At 59.8% G+C, this 24,890-nt stretch carries 19 protein-coding genes; 7 read left to right on the top strand and 12 right to left on the bottom strand.

Features of this window, described 5'->3' with window-relative positions; translation table 11 throughout:
- Window positions 1-85 precede the first annotated feature (85 nt).
- Both Q5H93_RS07645 and Q5H93_RS07640 read left to right on the top strand, forming a co-directional pair.
- Window positions 86-328, top strand: coding sequence for a hypothetical protein (locus Q5H93_RS07645; protein ID WP_305005917.1), 243 nt, complete (start codon window positions 86-88; stop codon window positions 326-328).
- Window positions 329-511: 183 nt separating this feature from the next.
- Window positions 512-1,900: a hypothetical protein gene (locus Q5H93_RS07640; protein ID WP_305005916.1), complete on the top strand. Its 1,389-nt coding sequence runs from the start codon at window positions 512-514 to the stop codon at window positions 1,898-1,900.
- Between the two features lie 12 nt (window positions 1,901-1,912).
- Here Q5H93_RS07640 and Q5H93_RS07635 read toward each other — a convergent pair whose 3' ends face one another.
- From Q5H93_RS07635 to Q5H93_RS07590, 10 genes are all read right to left on the bottom strand, one after another.
- Entirely contained in the window at window positions 1,913-3,847 is a 1,935-nt protein-coding gene (locus tag Q5H93_RS07635; protein ID WP_305005915.1) for an ATP-binding protein, read from the bottom strand.
- A 207-nt stretch (window positions 3,848-4,054) separates the two neighbouring features.
- Complete coding sequence (locus tag Q5H93_RS07630) at window positions 4,055-4,483, bottom strand: RpiB/LacA/LacB family sugar-phosphate isomerase (protein WP_305005914.1); 429 nt, start codon at window positions 4,481-4,483, stop codon at window positions 4,055-4,057.
- A gap of 165 nt (window positions 4,484-4,648) precedes the next feature.
- The gene (gene tatC, locus Q5H93_RS07625; protein ID WP_369810995.1) at window positions 4,649-5,503 is read right to left on the bottom strand and encodes a twin-arginine translocase subunit TatC; all 855 of its coding nucleotides are present in this window, start codon (window positions 5,501-5,503) and stop codon (window positions 4,649-4,651) included.
- A gap of 124 nt (window positions 5,504-5,627) precedes the next feature.
- Window positions 5,628-6,920 carry a serine hydroxymethyltransferase gene (gene glyA, locus Q5H93_RS07620; RefSeq protein WP_305005913.1) on the bottom strand — a complete coding sequence of 431 codons (1,293 nt, stop codon included), beginning with the start codon at window positions 6,918-6,920 and terminating at the stop codon, window positions 5,628-5,630.
- A 185-nt stretch (window positions 6,921-7,105) separates the two neighbouring features.
- Window positions 7,106-7,291 carry a hypothetical protein gene (locus Q5H93_RS07615; protein WP_305005912.1) on the bottom strand — a complete coding sequence of 62 codons (186 nt, stop codon included), beginning with the start codon at window positions 7,289-7,291 and terminating at the stop codon, window positions 7,106-7,108.
- 224 nt (window positions 7,292-7,515) lie between these two features.
- Window positions 7,516-7,671: a hypothetical protein gene (locus tag Q5H93_RS07610; protein ID WP_305005911.1), complete on the bottom strand. Its 156-nt coding sequence runs from the start codon at window positions 7,669-7,671 to the stop codon at window positions 7,516-7,518.
- Window positions 7,672-7,824: 153 nt separating this feature from the next.
- Window positions 7,825-9,477: a hypothetical protein gene (locus Q5H93_RS07605; protein ID WP_305005910.1), complete on the bottom strand. Its 1,653-nt coding sequence runs from the start codon at window positions 9,475-9,477 to the stop codon at window positions 7,825-7,827.
- A gap of 667 nt (window positions 9,478-10,144) precedes the next feature.
- On the bottom strand, window positions 10,145-10,843 hold the full coding sequence (locus Q5H93_RS07600; protein ID WP_305005909.1) for a metallophosphoesterase: 699 nt from the start codon (window positions 10,841-10,843) through the stop codon (window positions 10,145-10,147).
- A 101-nt stretch (window positions 10,844-10,944) separates the two neighbouring features.
- Window positions 10,945-11,181, bottom strand: coding sequence for a hypothetical protein (locus tag Q5H93_RS07595; protein WP_305005908.1), 237 nt, complete (start codon window positions 11,179-11,181; stop codon window positions 10,945-10,947).
- Window positions 11,182-11,250: 69 nt separating this feature from the next.
- The gene (locus tag Q5H93_RS07590; RefSeq protein ID WP_305005907.1) at window positions 11,251-11,745 is read right to left on the bottom strand and encodes a hypothetical protein; all 495 of its coding nucleotides are present in this window, start codon (window positions 11,743-11,745) and stop codon (window positions 11,251-11,253) included.
- 110 nt (window positions 11,746-11,855) lie between these two features.
- Here Q5H93_RS07590 and rsmI point away from each other — a divergent pair, with 110 nt between their 5' ends.
- Together rsmI and lnt are read left to right on the top strand one after the other, a co-directional pair.
- Window positions 11,856-12,620: a 16S rRNA (cytidine(1402)-2'-O)-methyltransferase gene (gene rsmI, locus Q5H93_RS07585; RefSeq protein WP_305005906.1), complete on the top strand. Its 765-nt coding sequence runs from the start codon at window positions 11,856-11,858 to the stop codon at window positions 12,618-12,620.
- Complete coding sequence (gene lnt, locus Q5H93_RS07580) at window positions 12,604-14,274, top strand: apolipoprotein N-acyltransferase (protein ID WP_305005905.1); 1,671 nt, start codon at window positions 12,604-12,606, stop codon at window positions 14,272-14,274. Before rsmI ends, lnt begins: the two co-directional genes overlap by 17 nt.
- 279 nt (window positions 14,275-14,553) lie before the next feature.
- Here lnt and Q5H93_RS07575 read toward each other — a convergent pair whose 3' ends face one another.
- A complete protein-coding gene (locus tag Q5H93_RS07575; RefSeq protein WP_305005904.1) occupies window positions 14,554-17,193 on the bottom strand; it encodes a T9SS type B sorting domain-containing protein in 2,640 nt (879 codons plus the stop codon).
- 704 nt (window positions 17,194-17,897) lie between these two features.
- Here Q5H93_RS07575 and Q5H93_RS07570 point away from each other — a divergent pair.
- Both Q5H93_RS07570 and Q5H93_RS07565 read left to right on the top strand, forming a co-directional pair.
- The gene (locus Q5H93_RS07570; protein ID WP_305005903.1) at window positions 17,898-19,895 is read left to right on the top strand and encodes an NIDO-like domain-containing protein; all 1,998 of its coding nucleotides are present in this window, start codon (window positions 17,898-17,900) and stop codon (window positions 19,893-19,895) included.
- A 370-nt stretch (window positions 19,896-20,265) separates the two neighbouring features.
- Entirely contained in the window at window positions 20,266-22,707 is a 2,442-nt protein-coding gene (locus Q5H93_RS07565) for an NIDO-like domain-containing protein (RefSeq protein WP_305005902.1), read from the top strand.
- Between the two features lie 93 nt (window positions 22,708-22,800).
- Here the strand turns inward: Q5H93_RS07565 and Q5H93_RS07560 are convergent, their stop codons facing one another.
- Entirely contained in the window at window positions 22,801-24,186 is a 1,386-nt protein-coding gene (locus tag Q5H93_RS07560) for a PQQ-dependent sugar dehydrogenase (RefSeq protein ID WP_305005901.1), read from the bottom strand.
- A gap of 136 nt (window positions 24,187-24,322) precedes the next feature.
- Between Q5H93_RS07560 and Q5H93_RS07555 the strand changes: the two genes are divergently transcribed.
- Window positions 24,323-24,778: a GNAT family N-acetyltransferase gene (locus tag Q5H93_RS07555; protein ID WP_305005900.1), complete on the top strand. Its 456-nt coding sequence runs from the start codon at window positions 24,323-24,325 to the stop codon at window positions 24,776-24,778.
- Window positions 24,779-24,890 lie beyond the last annotated feature (112 nt).

Below are 24,890 nucleotides of genomic sequence, written 5' to 3'. Positions count from 1 at the left end.
TTAGGGATTTAAGAAGGTGTTTGCCGTTTTGATGATACAAAATTGGGCAGCCCTAACACCGTAAAAAAGGAAACTATTAGCCTAAATGAGACAAGAACTTAGCAAATATTTTTTTGTGCTAAAAGGAGATAAAAAAAATAAAAGTGCATTTCTACGCTTTACGGGGCGATTATTTTTGTGCATTTTTGCAAAAAAATGCTGTTTTGCGACATCCGGCCGGAAAAACGGGCAGAAAAAACCACGATACAAAGGTGCTGGCAGGGGTAGCGAAAAAAAAAGGAAAGAACGCCGTTTTAAAAACGCCTACTTTAGGGAGCTTATTTTTTGAAAAACCCTTCGTACGCTCAATGGAGCCACATTTTCGATGAAAGAAATTGCAAATTTGGCGCGAATTGTGACATCACGAAGTTTGCCGAGCCTGCCAGTTTTAGAATTTCCGCCGCGGGTTGGCAGCAAAGAAGCTTCCTTTGTTCAGGCTCTACTCGATACGCCGCAGGTTATCCCGAAGCAGATGGTAAAGGCCCTGTATGGGCGCGCCAGCACCGAAAATACCCGCGCCCTGCAGCGCTTGCAGGCGCGAGTGCAGAGCAAGCTGCTCAATCAGCTTTATTTTCTTGATAACTCGGACCCGCGCTACGTGGTGTCGCGGCGCTACGAGATGGAGTGCCTGGATATATTGCACAAAGGCCGGATTTTATACGCGGAGGGGGAATACGCTCTATCGGAGAGGTTGCTGCAAAAGGCGATGCGCTTGGCCAAACAGGGGGAATTCACGCAATACACCGTGCAAAGTGCCCGGCTGCTGCGCACATTATATAGTGAGAAAACCCTGCGCCCGCGCTACCGCGCCATGAGCAAGCAGCTGGCCAAGTGGCAGCAGCTCCTGAGCTTGGAGGATGAGGCGGAGCGGATTTATGCCGAGATGCAGCTGGAGATGGCGCTTACCGTGAACACGCGGCGCAACGTGCTGCCCACCATGCCCGCGCAGCTTTCTCAACTCGAAACATTGCATCGCAAGGCCAAGACATTCAATACGTTCAATGTGCTTTATAAGGCCCGGCTGTCATACGAAGAATTGCGGGGCAACTTCCGCGAAATCATTCACATCACGGCGCTGGCAGCAAAGCGGCTGCGGGAAGACGGGCTCAATGTGCGCCGGTTCGACAAACGATTTAACCACTACATGAGCGTATTTGCGCACTTGCGCGGGCAGCAGGCCCAGGCTGGCCTGAAGCTGGCCGAGACGTATGCGCGGGAATTTCACCCCTCATCAAGTAACTGGTTTTATTTCTACGAAATCTACTTTCTACTGGCCCTGCATGCCGAGCAATACGCTCGGGCTCAGCAGATACTGCTCACTACGCGCAAAAATCCGACGTTTATGAAGCAGCGGGCGGCAGCTTTGCAGCGCTGGGATTTGTACCGGGCCTATGCCGAGTTTGTGCTGCCACCCTTGCGGGTGAGCGTGGTGCGGCGGCGGGAAATTACGCAGTGGAGCCTGACGCTGCCGGAGTATAACCGAGACAAGCGCGGACACAACGTGGCCATTCTCATTCTGCAACTGCTACACTTCCTGCGCGAACGCGACCTGGACGAAGTGATGGTGCGGATGGAGCGCCTGCGCAAGTACCAGCAACGCCACTTGCGCGAAGAAAGTAATCTGCGCAACCGTTTGTTTATCAGGTTACTTTATGTGTTGGTGGAAAAGAACTTTGACCCGGCAATCAGTGAGGAGCGTGGCAAAAAGCTGCTACAGCAAATCAAGGAAACGCCGCCGCCCGGCAATGCTTTTGCCGAGGTGGAAATAGTGCCCTATGACCAAATGTGGAAGCTGATACTGAATATATTGCGCGCTGGCACGCCGGTGTCGAAGTTCCCCGCGGAAGAACCCGCTAGCTAACCCGCCGCTGCTTCAAGCTACCGGCAGACTTACCGTGACGTTGGTGCCCGCGCCGGGCCGGCTCTGGATAACGAGGGTGCCGCCGTGCTTGTGGACGAAGGCGCGGCATAGTACCAGCCCAAGGCCTACGCCCGCCGCAGATGCAGCAGGAGCAGTAGTAGGAGTGGGCATGTCGGGGCCGCTCATGAGGCGGGCCACGGTGGCTGCGCTCATGCCCACACCGGTGTCGGTGCAGCTGAGCAGTACCATGCGTGAGTCGGCAGGGTCGGGCGCGGCTTCGAGATGCACGTGGCCGCCAGCAGGAGTGAATTTGAGCGCGTTGCCGAGCAGGTTGCGCAGGATGGTGCGCGTCATATTATGGTCGGCAAAGATGCGCAGCTCGGGTGTGGCGGCGACGGTAATTTGTTGCTGGCCAGCTTTGGCGGCCGTTTGGTACAGGGCCTGGCACTCGGTAAGAAGCGTGGCGACGGGCAGCGCCTCGGGGCGGTACGACAGTTCGCCGGTTTGGCTGACTGCCCAGTTGAGTACATTGTCGAGCAAGCGGTTGAGGCTGTCGGCAGCTTCGCGCACCAAGGCGGGCAGCAAGGCCAGCTCGGCTTCGTTTTTTTCGGCGATGTAGTAATTTATCAGCTCTGTAACGCCCGCAAATGCCATTACCGGGCCGCGCAGGTCGTGGGCTACGATGGCGTAGAGTTTGTCTTTGAACACGGCCATGCTGCGCAATTGTACCGAGGCTGCTTCCAACGCCGCGTGGCTGCTGGCCAGCGCCGCCCGGCTGCGGCGCAGCTTGCGGTAGAGGTAGCCCGCCACCAGCAGCCCGATGGTCAGCAGCGCCACTACACCCACCAGCAGCCGGCTGCGCAATACCTGTATTTCGTGCTGTTGCGTGAGCTCGCGGATGCGGCGCAGGCGCTCCTGGTTTTCGTAGCTGGCCTGGGTGGCGGCCAGTGTTTGCATGGTCTGGCGGCTGTTGAGGGTGTCGTTGAGGGCTACGAAACGCTGGTTCCACTCGTAGGCCTGGCGGTAGTCGCGGCGGTCGGCGGCCTCAGCGGCCAGAATGCTGTACGCATCGAGTACCCGCTCCAGAAAACCACTTTGCCTGGCTAGCTGCAAGGCTTCCCGCGTCACGGCATCAGTGCGGGCAGGCTGGTCGGTTACAATATAATACAGCGCCAGTAGCTCCAGCTGGCTGGCCTGGTTGCGTAAAGCGCCCTCACGGCGGCTGATGGCCAGCGCCTGCATGAGTAGCCGTTGCGCTTCGGGTAAATTCTTAAGATTTAAATGGTATGACCCCATGCTGGCCAGATAGTGCGACTCGGCCGTTGGGTCGGGGATGCGGCGGGCCAGCGCCAGGGCCAGCGAGTCGAAATGCAGCGCCCGGCTGTACTGCTGACGAAAGAACAGCAACTCACCCACATTGCCAATCAGGCGCATGCGGGTGCGGTCGCTCACAGCGGGGCTCTTGGCGAGCGTCAGGCCGTGGTGGTAGTATTGCCAGGCAGTAGCCGAGTCGCCGCGCTCGTGGTAGATGCTGCCCTTGGCACAGGCGGCGCGGGCCTGGCCATCGAGGTGCCGCTGCTGGCGGGCCAGCCGGTCGGCCTCGCTGAGGAGGCGCAGGGCCTGCGGGCCATTGGAGAGGTTGGCATAGCAGCTGGCCAGGTGCAGCAAGCTGTTCATTAGCAGGCCGCTTCGCGCTGGTTCCGGGAGTTCCCGGGCTTGGGCCACGGCGGTTTCACCCAGCACCCGGGCCCGCGCGGGCTGCTCGTCGTGCAGCTCGTAGCACAGAATTGTCAGCAGCCGGATGCGGGCCGTATCGGTGGTAACCCGGCCGAGCTGTTGCTGCAGCCGAATGGTATCGTTAGGGAGCGGCCCGGTAGCTGCTGTCAGTAGCTGAATGCTAACCCCGCTCCAAAGAAGCCAAAATAGCAAAAAAGCAGGGCGTTTCATTTCGGGCAGTAATAGCGCTTATCAAAGATAAGGACGCTCCCGCAGCTTTCAAAAAATGCCTTGTTGGATATGGAAAAATATGATGTAAGAATGATAAAATCCAGCTTCGGTGCATTAGATGTAACAAAACCCATTTCCGGTTCCGAGATTCAACCCCCAGGCTGTTGCTGCCGAAACTGGACAAAAGCAACAGTCAAATTCGTCAAGCTAGCAATTGATTTTCCCCACCCGCAACTGGTGGCGGCCGCCTTCGAAGGCGGTGTCGAGGAAAGTTGAGGCTATTTCCCGGGCTTGCTCTTCGGTCACGTAGCGGGCCGGGATGCAGACAATATTAGCATCGTTGTGCTGCCGGATGAGCGAGGCGACTTCGGGCAACCAGGCCAAACCGGCGCGGATGCCCGCATGCTTGTTGGCAGTGATGCACACGCCATTGGCCGAGCCACAGAGGAGAATTCCGCGCAGCAGCGGGTCGGCAGCGACGGCGGCAGCCAGGGGGTGCGCCACGTCGGGGTAATCCATCGAATCGGCCGAGTGGGTACCGAAATCCTGTACTTCGTAGCCCAGGCTGGTTAGCCAGGTACGAAGCATTTCCTTGTGAGCGAAACCAGCGTGGTCGGAGCCGAGGGCAAGTTGCATAGCGGTCGAAAAAAGAATGTCATCCTGAGCGCAGCGAAAGGACCTCGCCCGCTTCGTTGTGATAGTATTTCAGTTGTTTAAGTAGTTGGAATTACTATTGCGACCAGTGCGGACGAGGTCCTTTCGTCGCCGCTTGATGCGCGGAATGCTCAGGATGATGTGCTGTTACTGTGCTACTCCGCCGGTTTCCTTCAGCTTGGCATTCAGGCTGGCCGTGGCGTTGCGACGTACGGCGCGGGCAATGTAAATGCTGAGCTCGTAGAGCAACAGAATAGGTATAGTGACGATAATCTGCGAAGTGATTTCGGGCGGCGTCACGATAGCGGCGATGATAAGAATCACCACGATGGCGTGCCGGCGGTACATCTGCATGATTTCGGGCGTTATCAGCCCCGCCTTGGCCAGGAAATACACAATCATGGGCAACTCAAACACAAGGGCGCAGGACAGCGTCATCGTAGTGAGCGTGCTGATGTAGCTCTGCAGGTCAATCTGGTTTTCGATGCTGGCATCGACCGTATAGGAGGCCAGGAAGTTGATACTCAGTGGTGCCGCAATGTAGTAGCCGAACAGCGTGCCCAGCAAAAACAGCACCGACACGAAAAACACCGCGCCCCGCGAGCCGGCGCGCTCGTGCGGGTACAGGCCGGGCTTCACAAAACGCCAGATTTCCCAGAATAAGTACGGGAATGTGAGGATGATACCCACTATGAACGAGGTGCTGATGTGCATCGACAGCTGCCCGCTCATAGTGCGGTTCTGAATGATGAAATTCACCATGTCGCTGCAGGGCTCGGCGCTGACCATCTGGCCCAGCTTGCAGAACATCCGGTAGGTCCAGAAGTCGTTGCGCGAGGGCCCGAGGATGAGGTCGTGAAATAGAAAGTCCTTGGCAAAGAAGGCGATGGTGGTAAACACCACCACGGCAATGGCCGAGCGAATAATGTGCCACCGGAGCGCCTCCAGGTGGTCGATAAAGGACATTTCTTGCTGGTCGGCCAGCGGAGCGTTTTCGGGCACTTGAATTCGGGGTAAGAGGGTAGGAGGGTGGGCGGGTAGGAGAGTGAGGAGACTGACTTACGATAAAAATCGGTTTCTAGTCAGAAAGTCATCCTAAACTCTCACGCACCCACCCTCATACTCCTTAGGCGAAGAGCGGATAGTCTTGCAGCCAGGTGTTTACCTGCTGGCGCACTTGCGTCAGGCGGGTTTCGTTGTCGTGGTTCATCAGGCTTTCGTCAATCAGCTCCACGATGCGGGCCATGTCCGACTCGCCGAGGCCGCGGGTGGTGATGGCCGCCGAGCCAATGCGGATGCCGCTGGTGACGAAGGGCGACTTGTCGTCGAAGGGCACCATATTTTTGTTGATGGTGATGTCGGCTTTTACCAAGGTGTTTTCGGCCAGCTTACCGGTCAGGCCCTTCGAGCGCAGGTCGATGAGCATGAGGTGGTTGTCGGTGCCGCCCGAGATGATGTCGTAGCCCAGGCCCACGAAAGCTTTGGCCAGCGCCTGGGCGTTGGCGGCCACCTGCTTCACGTAGGCGGTGTAGCCCTCGCCCAGCGCTTCGCCGAAGGCTACGGCCTTGGCGGCAATGACGTGCTCCAGCGGCCCGCCCTGCGTGCCGGGGAATACGGCACCGTCGAGCAGGCTGCTCATGGTGCGGATTTCACCTTTCGGGGTTTTCAGGCCGAAGGGGTTTTCGAAATCCTGGCCCAGCATGATGAGGCCACCTCGGGGGCCGCGCAGGGTTTTGTGCGTCGTAGTGGTGACGATGTGGCAGTGCTGGAAAGGGTTGTTCAGCAGGCCTTTGGCTATGAGGCCGGAGGGGTGCGAAATATCGGCCAGCAGCAGGGCACCTACTTCGTCGGCGGCTTCGCGCAGGGCGGCGTAGTCCCAGTCGCGCGAGTAGGCCGAGGCGCCGCAGATGATGAGCTTGGGCCGTTCGCGGCGGGCAGTTTCCTTTACCTTCTGAAAGTCGATGAGGCCGGTTTCCTTTTCGACGCCGTAGAAGCTGGGCTGGTAGAGCTTGCCCGAGAAATTCACCGGCGAGCCGTGGGTGAGGTGGCCGCCGTGCGAGAGGTCGAAACCGAGGATTTTGTCGCCGGGCTGCAGGCAGGCCAGCATCACGGCGGCGTTGGCCTGGGCGCCGGAGTGGGGCTGCACGTTGGCCCAGCTCACGCCGAAAAGCTCCTTCACGCGGTCGATGGCCAGCTGCTCCACCTGGTCCACTATCTCGCAGCCGCCGTAGTAGCGCTTGCCGGGCAGGCCCTCGGCGTACTTGTTGGTCAGCACCGAACCCTGGGCAGCCATCACTTGCTCCGAAACGTAGTTTTCGGAGGCAATGAGCTCAAGGCCGTGGGTTTGGCGGGCTTTTTCCTGATTGATGAGGTCGAAGACGACGGTGTCGCGGAAGGCAGTGAAATCGGGCGTTTGCATGGGCCAAAGGTACGATGGGCAATGCGCAACGAACAATGCCGCCGGGTAGGTTAAGTAGCTTGTTGGTTAGCAGCCATACAAAAAGCCCTGACCACTAATCATGGACAGGGCTTTTCAACAGAAACCAGCCTAAGTCCTGAATTGCTAAGCGTGGATTTCAGAATATTATAGCAGTCCCGGAATACCTATTCCTTCAGCAGGCGCTGGCGCAGTACCTGTCCGCCGATTTCGGCGGTGAGCGTGTAGGCCCCAGCGGCACAGGTGGGCCAGGCGTGCAGCGGATTGGTGCCGGCCGCTACCGCGTAGTCGTTCCGCCACACGGTGCGGCTGGGGTAGGCGGCCAGGCTAGTGGCGGCAGTCTCAAACAGCACCGTTTTCGGGGCAAAACAGTTGACTTAGCCGCTCACATATTCTTGGTGCAGAAGGTAGTAGCGCAGGCCCGCTTTGTCCTTGGTCGCATCTACAAACTGGTAGTGCTGCGGGCGGCCGCCTTCGTCGTTGGCCGCCACAAAACCCAGCAGCTGAAAGGTTTTGCCATCGGTCGATACCTCGATGCTGAAGCCCCGGTTGTTGCGCTCCGTGGCGGTGGTCCAGCTCAGCAGCGCATCGGCGCCCCGGCGCCCCGGCGCTCGACGTGGAAGACCACCAGGCCCACCGGCAACGGCAGAAGCTCGTTGCCCAGCGTCCAGCGCGAGAAGCCGCTCACATTATTGAGGGCAAGCGAATTGGTGCCGGCGCTGCTATAGCCCATGTTCTTCTAGGAGGCGCCGCTGTTAGGCGACTTGAAAAAGCGCAGGTTAGCGGGGGCAATGCCGTTGAGCTCATGGGGAAAGTAGTTGATGGTCATAGTAGTATTCAAGCCTGCACTGACCGGCGCCGAGATGTCAAAATACCGCAGAATGCCCTAGTTACCACCCGCGCCCATCGGGGCCACGCCCGTAATGCGGTTTACCAGCGTGGGGCCAGGCAGCACCGAGCCCACGGCCGGCGTCAGCAGCAAACCCACACCGCCAAAGTCTTCGAGCACGCCGGATACCGCGGTGCGGCGCACCTCCACACGGCCCAGTATGTAGCTGGCATCGGTTTCGGTGAGGTTAGACATTGCGTTGAGCTTGAGGTGGTAGGGTCCAGTGGTCAGGATGCCGCTCAGCATCTGCACGCCGTTGTAGATGTCGATGTCGTCGGTGAGGGTTTTGAGGCCGGGGCCGTTTACTTCGAGATTGAAGTAGAGGCCGCCGCTCACCTGCTGCGGGCCGTTGCCAGTCAGCTTCACCTTGCCGGTGGAGCAGGTAAACTGCCCGCTATTCAGCATATCACCCTTGATTTCAATATCACCCAGGGTTTGGGCAAAGGTGCCGGTGTTGGTGAAGTTGCCCTGAATGAGCATGTCGCCGCCGGTATGGTTGAGAATGCCGGCGTTGTTCAGGTTGCCGAGCACCACGGTCAGGCCGCTTTCCACCACCATCAGATGGCCGCTGCTGATGGTGAAAGAGTTGAGTACCGTGGTGGCCCGACTCACGAGGCTGTTGATGCCGCTGGTGCCGGTGTTACTCATCGTGCCCAGCACGTTGGCCGTCAGCTCGCTACGGCCGGCTTCTACGTGCAGCGCCGTGAGCGAGGCCGAGCCGACGCCCGTCAGACTCACGCTGCTTACCACGTTGCCACTCACTTCGTTGATGAGGCTGGTGCTATTGCCGCAGTCCATCACGATGCCCCGAAAGTGCTGGCTGCCCATGTTTTCCCAGATGCCGCCGGTGGCGTTGGCCGCCCGCCCGCCGATGTAGTTGTTGCGCACGGCCGCGCTGTTGGCCCCGCTACCGGGATGGAAGTCGATGGCGGTTTGGGCCGCCACGGGCAGGCTGGCAACGTTATAGTAAAAGCTGTTGTCGCTGATGGTCCACTGGTCGCCGTTGCCGCCTGCCACCAGCACCCCGGTGCGGGCAAAGTTGAACAGCTCGTTGTGGCTCAGAGTGAAACTGTCGTTCATGCCCGCGCCGACATTGGCTGCATACATCAGGTTGGTGGGGAGCAGGGCCGGGCTCACGTTTCCAATCAGGCTTTCGGTGATGCGGTTGTTGTCGTTGCCATTCAGGGCGCCGTCACCGATTACCACCACGCCGCTGTTCATAAGGCCATTAGAGCCCAATATAATGGACTGGCGTACTTCATTGCTGGCCGCATCGCCACTGAAAATGACGGTGGGCACCAGCTGGCTAGGCTGGCGCAGCGTGAGGCCCCGGCCGCTGCCGTTGTGGCCATCCAGCACCACGTAACGGCTGCCCGGCCCAAAGGTGAGCGTGCCGGTGAGCACCGGACTCACGCCATTCGCAGGCCTGATAGTAAGAGTGCTAGAAGGTGAGCCGGTTTGCGTCAGCAGCACATCTTCCGCGTAGTTGGCATCCAGCAAACGGAGTTCGTAGGGCAGCGGCAGGGGCGAGGGCACCGCCGCCAGCGCGCTGCCGATGGTGGTGTAGTCGCCTCCCACGCCCACTGTGAGCGTAATCGTGATGGCTGCCTGCGCCACATGGCTTAGCACCAGCAGCATGGCAAGGAGCATCAGCAGGCCGAGGCCCAACTGGCGCTGGGCTACCTACGCGCGTAGGGCCGATTTCGACCCAATTTGGCGTTGCGAAAAATGTAAATGTTGTTCCATGAGAGCATTGTGTGGGAATTGGTGGTTAAAAAAAAGGCGTAGCAGTCCGGTCGGCCAGTTAGCGGAATGCTACAGGCCGGGAATTGATAGCACCCGTAATAGAATTGTGCGAGCACCGAAAAGTCAAATTCTACTCATAGGCCCATCGGATAAGAAGAGTGATTTGGGTAATTGCCCTTGATTGTACTTAGTCATGTTATCAAATCTAGTGAATCCCAATGCCGAGCGCAAGAGCGAAAACAATTAAAGCTGAGAAAAATTATGTAAATCACTGACGTTATTTCTAGGGTCCTATCTTTTTCAAAGCAATTTGCTATTATTTTTCAAAATAACTGTTATTTATACTCGGTATTGATAACAAGGCTGCTTGTGGCAAAAACTGCCGTAAATGTTAAACCGAAATGGAGTCAAGGGTTAATTTTAGGATTATTTTTATTATTTGGGTTCGTCGTCTATAAACTGCAACTCTATAAATCCAAGCGGGCAATATGGAGTGTATTGTTAAAATGCAAAACCCCAGCGCCGGTAGGGGCGCTGGGGTTTTCGAAGCTGCACAGCAGGCGCAGACAGCTTACTTCCGACCTATCGGGTATGGCGGCTCGCGGTTTTCCACCAGCGTCAGCTCCCAGGTATCGAGGTTGAGGGCCGCGAGGTGACGCAGCTCGGCATTGTGGCGAAACACGCAGCCGGTGTCGAGCACCACGGCGCCCGCGCGCTTGGCTACCAGCTTTTTTACCTGTGCCACATGCGTGGGTACGTGGCCGTGTAGCAGGCGGCGGCCTTCCAGCCGGCTGGCATCGAGCACGTATTTCTTGGTGTTGAGCATAGTATGCAAATCCTGGTGCATCTGCTCGGGCGGCAGGCTGAAATCGTAGCCGGCGTGTACCAATTGAAAATCGGGCAATTGCCACTCGTAGGGCAGGCTTTCCAGCCACTGAATGTAGGCCTCCGGAATGGCCGCCGCCCGGTGCACGCCGAAGCTGCGCAGCGTGGCCTGCCGGCTCAGGCGGCCCAGCCAGGCCAGCCGCCAGCGCTTGCGCGCCGCGTCGATGAGTTCCTGCTCGTGGTTGCCGCGCAGGCATACTACCCGGTAGCCGCGCGCCTGCAGGCCCATAAAGTAATCGAGCACCCCTTTGCTGTCGGGGCCTTTATTGATGTAGTCGCCCAGCACGTACAGCTCATCGGTGGGGGTAAGTTGAAGTTCTTCCTCAACCAGATGGCGTAAGGTGAGCAAACAGCCGTGAATATCGGAGGTGGCGTAGCGGGCCATGAGCAAAAGGGTGTTTTCGGCGAAATTGCAGGGCGGCAGTACGCAAAAAAAAGCACCAGCGGGTTACGCGGCGCTTTTTTCAGATGAAATAAATACGGGCTCTAGCTGTAAGCACCTTTGTCGATGTCGGGCTTATCGTAGCTGCGGTTGGGATGGCGCAAGCCGGCGTCGAGGGCTTCCTGTTCGAGGCGGGCTTCCGTTTCGGGGTCAAGGTCACTCACCGGCAACGCATCAGCTTTGGAGGTGCCTTGCAGGTTGCGTTTGTCAGGATGAGTTTCCGAGGTATTCGTTTTGGGCTTCTGGTCGCCGGAAGCAGGGTTTTGATTGGGCAAGGACATGGCGGGAATTAGGTTAAAAGTGGAAAGGAAGGAGGAGTTGCCAGGCTGAGCGAAGCCTGGCAGCGGAAACTATTGGTCAATAGCCGTATCGGTAGCGTTGGGGTCGGTCAGCTCGGCGTTGGTATCGGTGCCGGTGATGGGCTTGGGAGCCTTGGGTTCCATCTGGCCCATGCCCACGCGGGAGTTGGGGTTCTGCATTTCGTCCACGCCCGAGCGGTAGTCGTGGGCGTCGAGCTCGTCGAGCGGGCGCACGGGGCTCAGGTCGTCCTCGTCCTCGTCGGGCAGGTCCTGGTTGGCGCGGCCGGCGCGGCCTTCGTCATTCGAGCGCATATTGTCGGCGGGCGGGCTCATGCTGTCGGCGGTTTCGTTCACGCCGAGGGCGGTTTCGCCGCCGGCCGTGTCCGAGCCGAAACCTTCCTTGCCGTCGCGGTTGCCGAAGCCGCCGCGGGCGGCGTCGTTTTTGGGCGGGTCAGCGTTGGGAATGTGGTGGCCATCCTGCATTTCCTGCTCGGTAGTATCGTCGTAGCTGACGCGGATGGGGCGGTTGTTGGGGTCGATGGGCATGGGAAGAAAGCTGAAGAAAGAAAGGTGACTTGTGAAAGCGTTGTACTTATGTTTGCGGGTTTGGGTTTAGGGCGTAGCCGCAAGCCTGCCCGCCGCCGTACCTTTGACCCATGCCCGACACCGTCCTGTACCTCGTGCCTACGCCCATCGGCAACCTGGAAGACATCACCTTGCGGGCCATCCGCATACTGGGTGAGGTGAGCACCGTGCTGGCCGAAGACACCCGCGTGAGCGGCCGCCTGCTGCAGCACCTCAATCTCAAAAAGCCCCTGCTGGCCTACCACCTGCACAACGAGCACCAGCAGGTGCCCCGCCTGCTCGAGCGCCTGGCCCAGGGCGAAGTCATGGCCCTGGTATCGGATGCCGGCACGCCGGGCATCTCGGACCCCGGCTTTCTGCTGGTGCGCGAGTGCTTCAGCCGGGGCCTGGGCGTAGAGTGCCTGCCCGGGGCCACGGCCTTCGTGCCGGCGCTGCTCAAGTCGGGCTTCGGGGCCGAGCGGTTTACGTTCGAAGGCTTTCTGCCGGTGAAAAAAGGCCGCCAGACCCGCCTGCGTGAGCTGATTACGGAGCAGCGCACCATGATTTTCTACGAGTCGCCGCACCGCATCGTGAAAACGCTGGAACAGCTGGCCGAAGTTTTCGGAGCCGGCCGCCGGGCGTCCGTCAGCCGCGAGCTCACCAAGCTATTCGAAGAAACCGTGACTGGCACCCTGGCCAGCCTCCTGGCCGATTTTGGCGCCCGCGCCACCATTAAGGGCGAGATTGTGCTGGTGGTCGAAGGTGGCCCCGCGCCAGCCCGCGAATCCAAAGCCAACCGCTATTCCCAACGCGAAGAACAAGAACGTGAATCCGACGACTTTGAAGGAGAAGACTAGCCCGCAGCTGCCTAACTGGCTGCTGGTACTACTGGGCCCGGCATTGCTGTGGGCTGCCTGGCCGGTGCATCCGGCTCCGTTTGCGCTGCTGCTGTTCGTGGGCTGGGTGCCGTATTTGCTGCTTGAGCGCCGCCTTACGCTGGCCAACGCCCGCAAGCGGCAGGTGTTTGCCTACACCTACACGTACTTGCTGCTCTGGAATGCCTTCACCACTTGGTGGGTGAGCTACAGTACGCTGGGCGGGGGCATTGCCGCCGTGGTGCTCAATGCGCTACTGATGTGCCTGCCGCTCATGGCCTTTCGCCAGACTAAAAAGCGCCTGGGCAGCCGCCTCGGCTACCTTTCGCTGCCGGTGTTCTGGATTGCCTTCGAGCAATTGCACCTGCACTGGGACCTCACCTGGCCCTGGCTGACGCTGGGCAACGGCTTTGCCGCCGCGCCGCAGTGGGTGCAGTGGTACGAGTACACCGGCTTTCTGGGCGGCTCGCTGTGGGTGTGGGCGGTGAACTTATTAATTTTTAATTGGTTAATTAAAAATTGCAAATTAAAAATTAAAAATGAGTTGGTGAGCGCAGAAGCGCCGTCTGCACGTCAATTTTTAACTTTTAATTCACAATTTTTAACGGCCGCCCTGGCGATAGCCGCGCCCATTGGCCTGTCCTACCTCATCGGTAGCCTTTACCAGGAAAAAGGCCCCGCCACCGAAGTCGTCCTCGTTCAGCCCAACATCGACCCTTACAAGCAGAAGTTTGCCGGCACGCCGGATTTCATTTCCTACGACGAGCAGCTCACCCGCCTGCTCACGCTTTCGGAGCAGAAGCTGACGCCGCAAACGCGCCTCGTCATCTGGCCCGAAACGGCGCTGGAGGAGTCGTACTGGGAAAACACGATTGAGAGTAACCCCAAAATCTTCCGCGTCCGGCAGTGGCTGAAAGCCCACCCGGGCGTGGCTTTGCTCACGGGCATCACGTCCGTCACAAGCTATCCGAATAAGCTGGAAGCCAGCGTCACGGCCCGCTACCGCGACGACCTAGGCTACTATGACGTATTCAATGCCGGGGCCTTTTTTGCCGACGCGACGGCACCGGTGCAGTTCTACCACAAGTCGCGGCTGGTGCCGGGCGTGGAGAAGATTCCGCCACTGCTCACTTCCGTCATCTCGCACATCGACTTGGGCGGTACCGTGGGCAGCTACGGCAGCCAGGAAGAGCGCACCGTGTACACGGCGCCGGCCAACGCGCCCGCGCTGCGCGTGGCCCCCCTCATCTGCTACGAGTCCATCTACGGCGATTTCACGGCCGAGTACGCCCACAACGGTGCCACCCTGCTGGGCCTTTTCACCAACGACGCCTGGTGGAACGACTCGCCCGGCTACCATCAGCTGCTGCGCTACGGCGCCCTGCGCTGCATCGAAACCCGCCGCGACCTGGCCCGCGCCGCCAACACCGGTTTCACCGGCTTCATCAACCAGCGGGGCGAAGTGGTGCAAACCGAAACCGCCTGGATTCCCACCGCCAGCCGCGGCACGGTGCATCTTAATGATGAGCTGACCTTCTACGCCCGTTTTGGCGAACTGCTGGGGCGCGGCACGCAAATAGTAGCGGTGCTCTTGCTGCTGTTTGCCTTCTGGCAAGCCCGCCGCCCCAAGCGGTAAGCACGACAACTCCCCTCCTTGAAAAGGAGGGGATGTTTTCGCGTAGCGAAAACGGGGGTGGTCGAAGTCGGTAGGGCTTTCGCGCCGTCCGGAGCAACCTCACCCCTTTCTCTAAAAGAATGTGGGCACCGGCTTTACGCTTGTGGTAGTCGACAGGCCTTTCTCCACAGCTGGACGATAATGGCGCAACAGCATCAAAGCGGCTTTTCCCAGCAACTCTAAACACAAAAAAGGGCCGTGCATCTGCACGGCCCTTTTTACTGCGGAATGAGTGAGCGACTAGTTGCCGCCCCGCACAATTTCCACCCAACCTTTGGTTTTGTTGCCTTGACGGTCAGTCAGGTAGTAGTAGTACACCCCGTCGGATTGGCCTTCGCCATTCCAGTTGTTCTGGTAGTTACCGTACTCCTGCACCTTGCGGCCCCAGCGGTTGAAGATTTCGAGCTTGCCACCCTTTTGGTCGGCGTTCACCACGAAGAAGTCGTTGAAGTTGTCACCGTTCGGGGTGATGATGTTCGGTACTTGGATGTTCGGAACGAATACCGTGTACTGAGCAGTAGCCTCGGGGCAGTTAGTGCCTGCAGCACGCGTGTTCACCGTCAGCTTGATGAGGTAGTAGCCCGGCTCCAAGGGAGGCGTGGTAGCCTCGGTGCGGCTAGTGGAGAAACGAACTGGCAGCGACGTAACAGGCTCGCCACTAGCAGTACGTACGCGCTGGTAGGTCCACCGCACGCTGTCCAGCTGGTAAGCGGAGTTGATGGGGTTCAGGCGCGAGGTGTTGGTGAATTTAAACGTCACCGGCGGAATCAACGAGCGGCTGCCGGCACGCGACGAAATAGCCACGACGTTTACCGTATCGAAGGAGGCCACGGCTACCGGAGCCACGTTCAGGTTGATGCTGTTGCTAGCGTCGCAGCCATAAGCCAAAGCACCTTTAGCACGTACCGTATACGAAGTGGGGCCCGTCGGACGCACGGTAACTGTATTGCCAGTCTGGTTGAGTAGTTGGTTGTTAGCATCAAACCACTCGTAGGTGTAGTTGTCAACCAGGGCATCGTTCGGACGGCTGGCTGTGGCGGTCAGGGTGATTTCGCCGTTGGGGCATACGTCGGCGTTACTAGCCACAACGGCTACTTCCGGCTCAGCCACTACGCGCACCAGAATAGAGTCAATGTCGGCACAAACTCCGGTCTGGAAACCGCTCGTGGGGTTCACTTGCAGGCGGTACATGGTCGTCGTCAGCGGGCGTACCGTAACAACCGCCTGATTGGCATTGCCTTGAATACCGTTACCGGTCCAGGTGTAGTTGTAGGTTTGCAGACGGCCACGAGTCGAGTCAGGGCGAGTTACCGTGCCTACCAGTTGCAGCGAGCCACCGGGGCAGATGGAAGCCTCCCGCAGGCCAGGTGTATTGATAGCGCCCAGGCCCGGAGCACCGGCCACGGTAGCCGAAGTAGCGAGGTCACGACGGGTGCTGGCAATGCGCACAACCAGAATCCGAGTTTGCAGACCACGTACCGGGCAGGCATCATCCTGAATCTGGAAGGGAATACGGAGCACGCGGCCGCTATAAGCCGGCGAGGGCTGGAACAGGAAGCGGGCCACCGGGTTGCGGGTACCGTTGCCAGTCAGGGTATAAGTACCGATGTCGCCGCTCTGCAGGATGTCAACCGGGATGGTGCCAGCGCCAGTGTACGATACCGTCAGCAGGTCGGTCGGGTCGGGGTCGGAGAAGCGCACCAGTACCTGCGAGTAGTTACAGGGCTGAATGGTTACGTCGAGCGAATCGACGGTTTGTACTACGGTCGTGCCAGCGTTAGGCGTTACCGGCGTGCCAGTCGGGGCCGACGGTACGGTGTTGCTGCTGTTGATTACGATGACGAAAATTTCGCGACGCACCGAACCCACTAGGTAACGACGGTTGCTGCCGGGCAGCTTACGATAGTCATCTACGCGGCCTACTACCACGTACTTGTTTTCGCCCAAGCCGGGAGCAGTATTACGGTAAACGTTGGGCGTGAAAGTAAACTGACCAGCTGCTGCGTTGAAGGCGAACAAATTCGTCGTGCCCTGGAGAATAGGACAAGCCCCGGTGGTGTTAAAGCCCACTGCGATAGGTAGCTGAGCCGTGAATAACGTGGGAGTGTTGGCCGGAGGAAGAATAAAGCAGCCCGGAATAGTGGGGTGCGGGGTTGGGAAACCACCGGGGTAATTGGAATAGTCCACCGGTAGATTGCAGCCTTTCAGGGGGGTGGTCAGCGAATAGGCCAGCGAGTCCTGGTCAGGATTAGCGCGAGTGTTGTCGGGGTCGGTGGTGTTGAAGCCGATAGTAGTCGACTGGTTATAGGACACGAAAGGCACCGGTACATCTTGGGGCGAATACTGCGCCGAGTTGTTTTGAATTACCCGGGTCTGGCCGTCAGCCAGCGTAATCAGGTTGTTGAGCGAAGCTTCGTAGCGGAAGTTAGCCTGGCCATCCAGGTTAGCAGTGCTGGGGCGGCAGCAGATTTCAGTGCTCAACAGCCACTGGCCGGGGGTAATCGTCACCGTTGCCGTACGGTACTGCTGCGTCTGATAGTTCGGGAGTTGGGCAGTGCTAACGCATTGAGATGCCTGCTGCTGAGCAGGGCAATACTGAGTGCCTACCGCAATAGAGTTAGGCACCGGATTCATCGGGTAGGTGCCTTGCGTAGTGCCGGTGCAACCATTCTTGACCAGCAGCGACATGCTGGTGGGTAGGGTGGCAGTCGCCGAGCAGTCACGGTACAGGTACAGCGTAACCACGTATTGGTTGTTGCCGACGTTAACATACGTCAGCTGCCCGCCCTGAATGTGCGTAGCACGTGCTTGCTGCGTGCCTACCAGAAGCAGGCACCAGCTAAGCAACAGCAGGCTGGTGGAGTGTAGGAATTTCTTCATGGTTGTTGAAGAGAACTGGTGGTTGAGAGTGGAAAATAAAGTAAGACGAGTGATAGAGGGGGTATTTACAGGGCTAAAGGTACGGCCTAATGAAATGACCTTTGCCCGGTAATTGCGGTTCAGAATTGCTAGCAAATTCAGGGCCAAAAAGTGTTTAAATCCGCTATTCCGGAACTTTTTATTGCTTTCAGAAAAGCCAATTTTTTTGGGCTAATTTTCAGGATTATTCCTTAAAAGGGAAGAGCTGCGGCAAGCAAAGCTAAGCCGCTTTGTGCGTTGATAAATGATTCAAATTCAGGCTAAAAAACTCTAAAATATGGTCTTTTCGGTTGCGCTTGCTCACTTTTTGCCTCCCTGCTGGCGCACTACCGTGCCTATTGGGGGCAAACCGATGGGCGGCGTTAAGAGTAAAGGCTTAGATAGCAAGGGCCGCTATTTGCCGACCGGACTACCATCTTAATGCCGTAGATAAAATACTCTAATAGTCTAGGATTATATTATTGGGATACGACTAAAGCCTGCTGAATAAATACCCGCAAAGGGCATGGCCAAGCAGGTAAATGCCCACATCTGCCCGTAGAACCCGCCAACCAAAGCCCCCGTTCGGCAGTTTGTTTATAAATTTCAAGGCAGAATACCCTTCCGGGTTGGCGCCAACCAGGAATCCATATTTCACCCATTTTTCACTCCTCTTTTCTTCACCCATGGGAAAACCCTTTTACCCTAATCCAGGCAAGCTCTTCGCTGGCGCGATGCTGCTGGCCGGTGGATTGCTATTGACCACCAAGGCCGAGGCTCAGGTTGATGCGTACACATTTACGCCCAGCACTGATACGTATGCCCCGCTTACCGGCGGCACTCCGGTACCCGCACTGCTGGTTGACGATGCGCTGTCAGGCGTCTTTCCACTAGGCTTTTCCTTCGTTTTCGATGGTACTGCCTACACGCAGTTCAAAGCTTCGTCCAACGGCTGGCTGACGTTTAACACGGCTGCTACCGCCAACAGCCTGACCAACAACCTTGCCACCGGTACCGCTGCCGAGCGGCCACGCGTAGCTCCGTTCTGGGACGACCTGGACGGCCGCGGCGCCAACGCTGCTGCCAGCTTTGCCACTACGGGCACGGCTCCCAACCGCGTATTTATCTTCGAATGGCTCAACTGGTCTCGCCTCAGCAACAGCGCGGCACCGTTTTCGATGCAGGTTCAGCTGTTCGAGGGTACTAATCAAGTGCGCTACATTTATCAGAACGGCGGAGGCACGCCTGCTGGCATCACGGCTTCCGTGGGTTTGTCGGGCATCACTGCTGCCGGTGGCTGCGCGTCGTTTCTGTCGCTGAACAACGTTTCGGCCAACCCGGTGGCTAGCGGTACCACCGAAACCACCAACATTTCTACCCTGCCGGCCTCCGGGCAGGTATATTCGTTTGTGCCGCCCGTACCAACGAGCTGCCCGATTCCGCGCTGCCTCTCGGCAGTGGTAACCAATACCACGGCTGCGGTTTCGTTCTCGGCCAGCAATCCCAACCCCGGTCCGTTCACCATTATCTACGGCCCAACGGGCTTCAACCCCGCTACCGGTGGCACCACCATCACCGGCGTTACGACTACTTCCAGCGCCATCACGGGTCTGGCTCCGGGCAGCTACCAGTTTTTCGTGCGTCAGGAGTGCGGCGGTGCGCTCGGGAGCAGCAGCCTATCGGGAGCAGGAAATTTCTCGGTAGCTTGTCCCTCGGCGGGCGGCCTCACGGTGAATAATACGACGAACACCACGGCTAGCCTGAGTTGGGCCGGGCCGCTGCCCGCTGGGGCTAGCTACACCATTATCTACGGTCCGGCTGGTTTCGACCCCGCGACCGGCGGCACCCGCATCACGGGCATCACCACCAACGGCACTACGCTCAACAACCTGACGCCCGATACTAACTACGAGTTCTACGTCAGCATTATCTGCGTTGGCGGTGGCACTGGCACCCGCACCGGCCCCGTGGCTTTCGCTACGCTGCTAACGGTGCCTGACAACGACGAGCCCTGCGGCGCGTTTGCGCTGCCCAGCACCAGCGGAGCCGTAGGCGGCACCACCATCGGAGCCACCACCAGCCAGCAAACGGGCATCAGCCTGCCGGCTTGCTCGCCGGCGGCTGCCCCCAAGGATGTGTGGTTCGTGTTCACGCTGGGCGCCAACGCCACCAGCACGACGCTGAACCTGGCTGGCACGACTGCGGGCATGGTGCGCCTGTTCACGGCGCCCGACTGCACGAGCGGTCCGTTTATGCAAGTGGGCTGCGCAGCGGCAACGACCAACAATGCCGGCTTTGCGGCGCCAGTAACCTTCACGGGGCTGGTGGCGGGGCAGCGCTACTGGCTGGCCGTGTCGGGCTTCGGCTCGTCGGATGTGAACGGCGCCTTCACGGTGTCGGCCACCAACACGGTGTTGGGCACGCGCGCGGCGGCGGCGGCCGGCGAGTTGGCCGTGTACCCCAACCCGAGCAACACGGGCGAGCTGACGCTACGCGTGGCGGGCGCGCAGGGGGCCGGGTCGGCGGCGCTGGTGAATGCGCTGGGGCAGGTGGTGCGGCAGGTGGCGGTGGCGGCGGGCAGCAGCGAGCAGCGCGTGAGCACGCGCGGGCTGGCGGCCGGGGTGTACACCCTGCGCCTGACCGTGGGCCAGCGCGCTTCCGCTACCAAGGTCGTCCTGCAGTAAGCAAGCCAATCTCTGATAATATAGAAAAGGCCGCTCCACACTGGAGGGGCCTTTTCTATTGGCTGGTGAGCAGTAATACGTCTGCGGGATTTATGATTCCAATGGGGAAATGCCGCTACCGGGATTGTGTATGACAATATTGGGGCAATGCTCATAAATTCTGATGGTTATCCAAATTGGGGCGGTGGCATACATGCCGTTCAAAGGCACTAGCCGACGATTAAACCCTGCTGCTCGTCGATAAAGTGGTCAAACCGGAGTGGGTATTCCGCAGTTTGTTTATACATTTCATCACTGAATGCCCATTGCGGACACTCCAGGCAGCTCGAAAACTTGACTTTTTCGTTTTTTCACCCTCTCTTCTTCACCCATGAGAAAATCCATTTACTCTAACTGGGGTAAGCACTTCAGTGGCGCTATGCTGCTGGCTAGTGGCCTACTCCTGGCCAGCCGGGCCGAGGCCCAGGTTGACACGTACACCTTCACGCCCAGCACTGGTGCCTACACGCCGCTGACGGGTGGAACGGGAGTGTCCAGCATTGAGGCCGATGATGCGTATTCGGGCACCATACCGCTGGGCTTCTCCTTCGTTTTCGACGGCTCGAGCTACAGTGAGTGTATCGTTTCGTCAAATGGCTGGTTGAGCTTCAATATGGCGGCAGCCAGCAGCAACCTGAGCAACGACCTTGACAACGGCAATGCGACCGAGCGGCCGCGCATAGCACCCTTCTGGGACGACCTGGATGGGGGTAACGGCTCGTCGACGGCCAGCTACGCCACCACCGGCACGGCCCCTAACCGCGTGTTCACGTTTGAGTGGCGCAACTGGGAGCGGTTTTTTGAGCCCGGCACGTTCTCGATGCAGGTGCAGCTATTCGAGGGGACTAATCAGGTGCGGCTCGTGTACGAGCGCGGCACCACCCCCCTCACTACGGCCACAGCCTCCATCGGCTTATCGGGCATTGCCACCGGCTCGTGCGCGTCGTTCCTGTCGTTGAGCGATGCCTCGGCCACGCCAACGGCCAGCGGCACTACCGAAAATGACAACATTGCGGATACGCCAGCCACGGGGCAGGTGTATTCCTTTGTGCCAGGTGTAGCAGCAGCCTGCCCTACGCCGCGCTGCCTGTCGGCCGTCACCACTGCTACCGGGGCTACGCTCAGCTTCTCGGTGAGCAACGCCAACCCCGGGCCCTTTACGCTCATCTACGGCCCAACGGGTTTCAACCCGGCTACCGGGGGCACCACCCTCACCCTCACGACTACTACGACTACCATCGGCGGCCTGACGCCCGCCACAGGCTACCAGTTTTACGTGACGCAGAACTGCGGCGGCATCATTGGCAGCAGCCCCATTTCGGCGGCCGAGGCATTCACCACCAACCAAACCCCGCCGGTTAATGACGACTGCGCCGGGGCCCTTGATGTGCCGATTCAATATGGCTCGCAGTGCATCAGCCAGACCAGCGCCGATAACTCGGCGGCTACCGATTCGCCCAACGTGCCGGCGCCGGGCTGTGCCCAGTACATGGGGCAGGACCTGTGGTTTAAGGTAACGGTGCCGGCCAGCGGCGAGTTAACGGTGAAAACCGTAGACCCCACGGCTGGTAGCAATATCACTGACACGGGCATGGCTATCTACTCGGGCACCTGCGGCAACCTGGCACTGGTAGACTGCGATGATGATGGCGCCGGCGGTGCCAAGTCATTGATTGAGTTCACCGGCGCCACGGCCCGCACGCCGGGCGAGGTGCTTTACATTCGGGTGTGGGACTACAACGGGGGCCAAAATGGCCTGCTTGCGGTGTGCGCCACGGCACCCTCGAACTGCCCGCTGCCTACCGCGCCGGCCGCCGCCAACCTGACCAACACGACGGCCGACTTGTCGTGGGTGGCTACGGGTACCACCAACCCCGGCGATACCTTCGAAATTGAGTACGGCGTGAGCGGCTATACGCTGGGCACGGGTACGGCTGTGAATGGCCTGACCAGCACCAGCTACCAACTCGCCAACCTGCTGCCCGACACGGAATATTGCTTCTACGTGCGCCAGAACTGCGGCCCGACCAACGGCAGCAGCTCCTGGGTGGGCCCGACGTGCTTCCGCACTCCGCTAACGGTGCCCGACAACGACGAGCCCTGCGGTGCGCTGCCTTTGGCCAGCACCAGCGGAGCCGTGGGCGGCACCACCATCGGGGCCACCACCAGCCAGCAAACGGGCATCAGCCTGCCGGCCTGCTCGCCGGCAGGTGCCCCCAAGGACGTGTGGTTCGTGTTCACGCTGGGCGCCAACGCCACCAGCACGACGCTGAATCTGACCGGCACGACTGCGGGCATGGTGCGCCTGTTCACGGCGCCCGACTGCACGGGCGGCCCGTTTGTGCAGGTGGGCTGCGCGGCGGCAACGGCTAACAATGCTGGCTTCGCGGCGCCGGTGACCTTCACGGGACTGGTGGCGGGGCAGCGCTACTGGCTGGCCGTGTCGGGCTTCGGCTCGTCGGATGTGAACGGCGCCTTCACGGTGTCGGCTACCAACACGGTGCTGGGCACGCGCGCGGCGGCGGCGGCCGGCGAGTTGGCCGTGTACCCCAACCCGAGCAACACGGGCGAGCTGACGCTACGCGTGGCGGGCGCGCAGGGGGCCGGGTCGGCGGCGCTGGTGAATGCGCTGGGGCAGGTGGTGCGGCAGGTGGCAGTGGCGGCGGGCAGCAGCGAGCAGCGCGTGAGCACGCGCGGGCTGGCGGCCGGGGTGTACACCCTGCGCCTGACCGTGGGCCAGCGCGCTTCCGCTACCAAGGTCGTCCTGCAGTAAGCAAGCCAGGTTAAGGCAAACAAAAAGCGCCGGGCAGTTGCCCGGCGCTTTTTGTTTGCGGCTATTGCGCCGCTCTAATCAGAAACGAGCAAGCTATTCAACCACTAGGCGACGAATGCTGCTGCCCGTGGCATGCTGGGCCTGAATAGTGTAGTAGCCCGGCTGCAGGGCGGCTAGCTCCAGGGTGGTGGTGGCGGTGGTGGTTTGCTGGCTCAGCACGCTCCGGCCCAGCGCATCGCGGATGGTAAGGCGGGCGGGCCCGGCGGGCAAGGCTATCGTCAACTGCCGTTGGGCGGGGTTAGGCCAGAGGCGGAAATCGAGACTGGCGGTGGGCGTCGTGGCCGTCACGTAGCTGCGATTTTCGAGCACCAGCACGCGGTCGTTGCGGTTGCCGCCGGTGCTGCTGCTGGTGCCCACGTACACCTTGCCCTGCGGCGACACGCACAACGACCGCAGCCGCCCGAAGGTGCCGCGCATAAAATAAGCCGGCGAAGTGATGCCGGTGCCCGCCGCATTAAGCGGCAGCTGCACCAGCACCTGGTCTTTGAGCACGGCCAGCAGCAGGCTGCCGCGCCAGCCGGGGATGGCCGGGTGGTCGTAGTACGTCAGGCCTGAAGGGGCAATAGTGGGCGTCCAGGCCACGAGGGGCTCGCGCACATTATTGGGGGTGCAGAAGGCAGCCTCGGCGGGCAGGTTGCAGTAGCCCTCCACGGTGGGCCAGCCGTAGTTGCGGCCCGGCTCGATGAGGTTGATTTCGTCGTCGGTGCTGTTGCCATGCTCCGAGCTATAGATGCGGCCGCCCGGTCCCAGCGTGAGGCCCTGGGGATTGCGGTGGCCCAGGGTATATACGGGGCTACCGGGCGTCGGATTGTTGGCCGGGATGCTGCCATCGAGGTTAAGACGCAGAATCTTGCCATTGAGCGAAGTCATATTCTGCGCATCGGGACGTATTTGGGCGTCGCCGGTGGTCATAAGCAGCGTCAGGTCGGGCAGAATGAGCAGGCGTGAGCCGCTGTGCGTGGTGGTGGCCGTGATGTTGCCAAGCAGCACCAGCGGGCTGCTCAGCGTGCCGGCGGCGGGGGCGTAGGTGTAGCGCACCAGCTTTTCCTTCAGCGTGCCAGCTTCAGTGTAGTTATACACCAGGTAGACGTAGGGCGACGTGGCAAACTGCGGGTGCAGGACCATGCCCAGCAGACCACTTTCGCCAACGGGCGTCACGTCGGGCAGCGTGAGTAGCGGCAGCACTTGCCCGGTAGCCGGGTTAAGGCGACTGATGCGGCCCTGGCGCTCCGTCATCCAGATAAAATTATCGGGCCCCCAGGCTAGCTCCCACACGATGCCGAGGCTGTTGGCCACTTCCGAGGCCGTGACGGTGGTGGTGCCCACCTGAAAAGTAGCCAGCGCCGGTGCCTGCGCCCGGCTAAGGCTGGGGCCGCCTGCCAGCAGGGCCAGCAGCCCAAGAGTAAGTTTGTGTTTCATTGAACAAAGTAAATAAGGTTTGCCGTGCAATTGCTTGTCATAACGGCGAAGGTGCCCGAATGGATTTGAACAGCCTGCACTTGAACCGTCATGTTCCGCTGCATTCAGCATGACAGAATAAAACAAAGCTACCCTCATGCCCGAAATAGCCATCCCCGCTCCTACCAACTTCACCCTCAGCACCGACCCTGCCTGGCTCGATATTGACGTTATTCACCGCTTTCTGAGCGAAGAATCATACTGGGCACAGCACATTCCGCGGGCCGTGGTCGAGCGCGGCATTGCCAACTCCTTGTGCTTTGGTATTTACGATGCGGTGGGCCAGCAAGCGGCCTTCGCCCGCGTCGTTACCGACCAGGCTTCCTTTGCCTGGCTTTGCGACGTGTTTGTGCTGCCCGCCTACCGGGGCCAGGGCCTCTCCAAGTGGCTGGTGCAAACCATGCTGGCCCACCCCGACCTGCAGGGCCTGCGCCGCCACCTGCTGGCTACCCTTGATGCGCACGGGCTCTACCAGCAGTTTGGCTACCAGCCCCTGGCCCAGCTCGGGCGCTGGCTCGAAATCCGGCACCCGAATCCGTACCCGGCGCCGTAGGCGGGTGGTGTGCGGGCCGGGCCAACCGGCGCGCGGGCGGCGCGGGAGCGCGCCCGGCACCCGGACTCAAAATCGGGTCAGCCGGACTCGAAATTATCTAATCTGGGGTCGA

Source organism: Hymenobacter aranciens (genome assembly GCF_030580865.1).
Taxonomy (GTDB): Bacteria; Bacteroidota; Bacteroidia; order Cytophagales; family Hymenobacteraceae; genus Hymenobacter; species Hymenobacter aranciens.
Note: the sequence above shows the minus strand (reverse complement) of the source record. Positions and strands in the feature narration are given on the sequence as shown.

Excerpts from the sequence above, each read along its gene's own strand:
- rsmI (WP_305005906.1), top strand. The coding sequence starts at position 11,856 with ATGCCCGACACCGTCCTGTACCTCGTGCCTACGCCCATCGGCAACCTG.
- Q5H93_RS07605 (WP_305005910.1), bottom strand. The coding sequence starts at position 9,477 with ATGCTCCTTGCCATGCTGCTGGTGCTAAGCCATGTGGCGCAGGCAGCC.
- Q5H93_RS07600 (WP_305005909.1), bottom strand. The coding sequence starts at position 10,843 with ATGGCCCGCTACGCCACCTCCGATATTCACGGCTGTTTGCTCACCTTA.
- Q5H93_RS07575 (WP_305005904.1), bottom strand. The coding sequence starts at position 17,193 with ATGAAGAAATTCCTACACTCCACCAGCCTGCTGTTGCTTAGCTGGTGC.
- glyA (WP_305005913.1), bottom strand. The coding sequence starts at position 6,920 with ATGCAAACGCCCGATTTCACTGCCTTCCGCGACACCGTCGTCTTCGAC.
- Q5H93_RS07640 (WP_305005916.1), top strand. The coding sequence starts at position 512 with ATGGTAAAGGCCCTGTATGGGCGCGCCAGCACCGAAAATACCCGCGCC.
- Q5H93_RS07595 (WP_305005908.1), bottom strand. The coding sequence starts at position 11,181 with ATGTCCTTGCCCAATCAAAACCCTGCTTCCGGCGACCAGAAGCCCAAA.
- Q5H93_RS07630 (WP_305005914.1), bottom strand. The coding sequence starts at position 4,483 with ATGCAACTTGCCCTCGGCTCCGACCACGCTGGTTTCGCTCACAAGGAA.
- Q5H93_RS07590 (WP_305005907.1), bottom strand. The coding sequence starts at position 11,745 with ATGCCCATCGACCCCAACAACCGCCCCATCCGCGTCAGCTACGACGAT.
- Q5H93_RS07560 (WP_305005901.1), bottom strand. The coding sequence starts at position 24,186 with ATGAAACACAAACTTACTCTTGGGCTGCTGGCCCTGCTGGCAGGCGGC.
- Q5H93_RS07555 (WP_305005900.1), top strand. The coding sequence starts at position 24,323 with ATGCCCGAAATAGCCATCCCCGCTCCTACCAACTTCACCCTCAGCACC.
- Q5H93_RS07565 (WP_305005902.1), top strand. The coding sequence starts at position 20,266 with ATGAGAAAATCCATTTACTCTAACTGGGGTAAGCACTTCAGTGGCGCT.
- Q5H93_RS07645 (WP_305005917.1), top strand. The coding sequence starts at position 86 with ATGAGACAAGAACTTAGCAAATATTTTTTTGTGCTAAAAGGAGATAAA.
- Q5H93_RS07635 (WP_305005915.1), bottom strand. The coding sequence starts at position 3,847 with ATGAAACGCCCTGCTTTTTTGCTATTTTGGCTTCTTTGGAGCGGGGTT.
- Q5H93_RS07570 (WP_305005903.1), top strand. The coding sequence starts at position 17,898 with ATGGGAAAACCCTTTTACCCTAATCCAGGCAAGCTCTTCGCTGGCGCG.
- Q5H93_RS07610 (WP_305005911.1), bottom strand. The coding sequence starts at position 7,671 with ATGGGCTATAGCAGCGCCGGCACCAATTCGCTTGCCCTCAATAATGTG.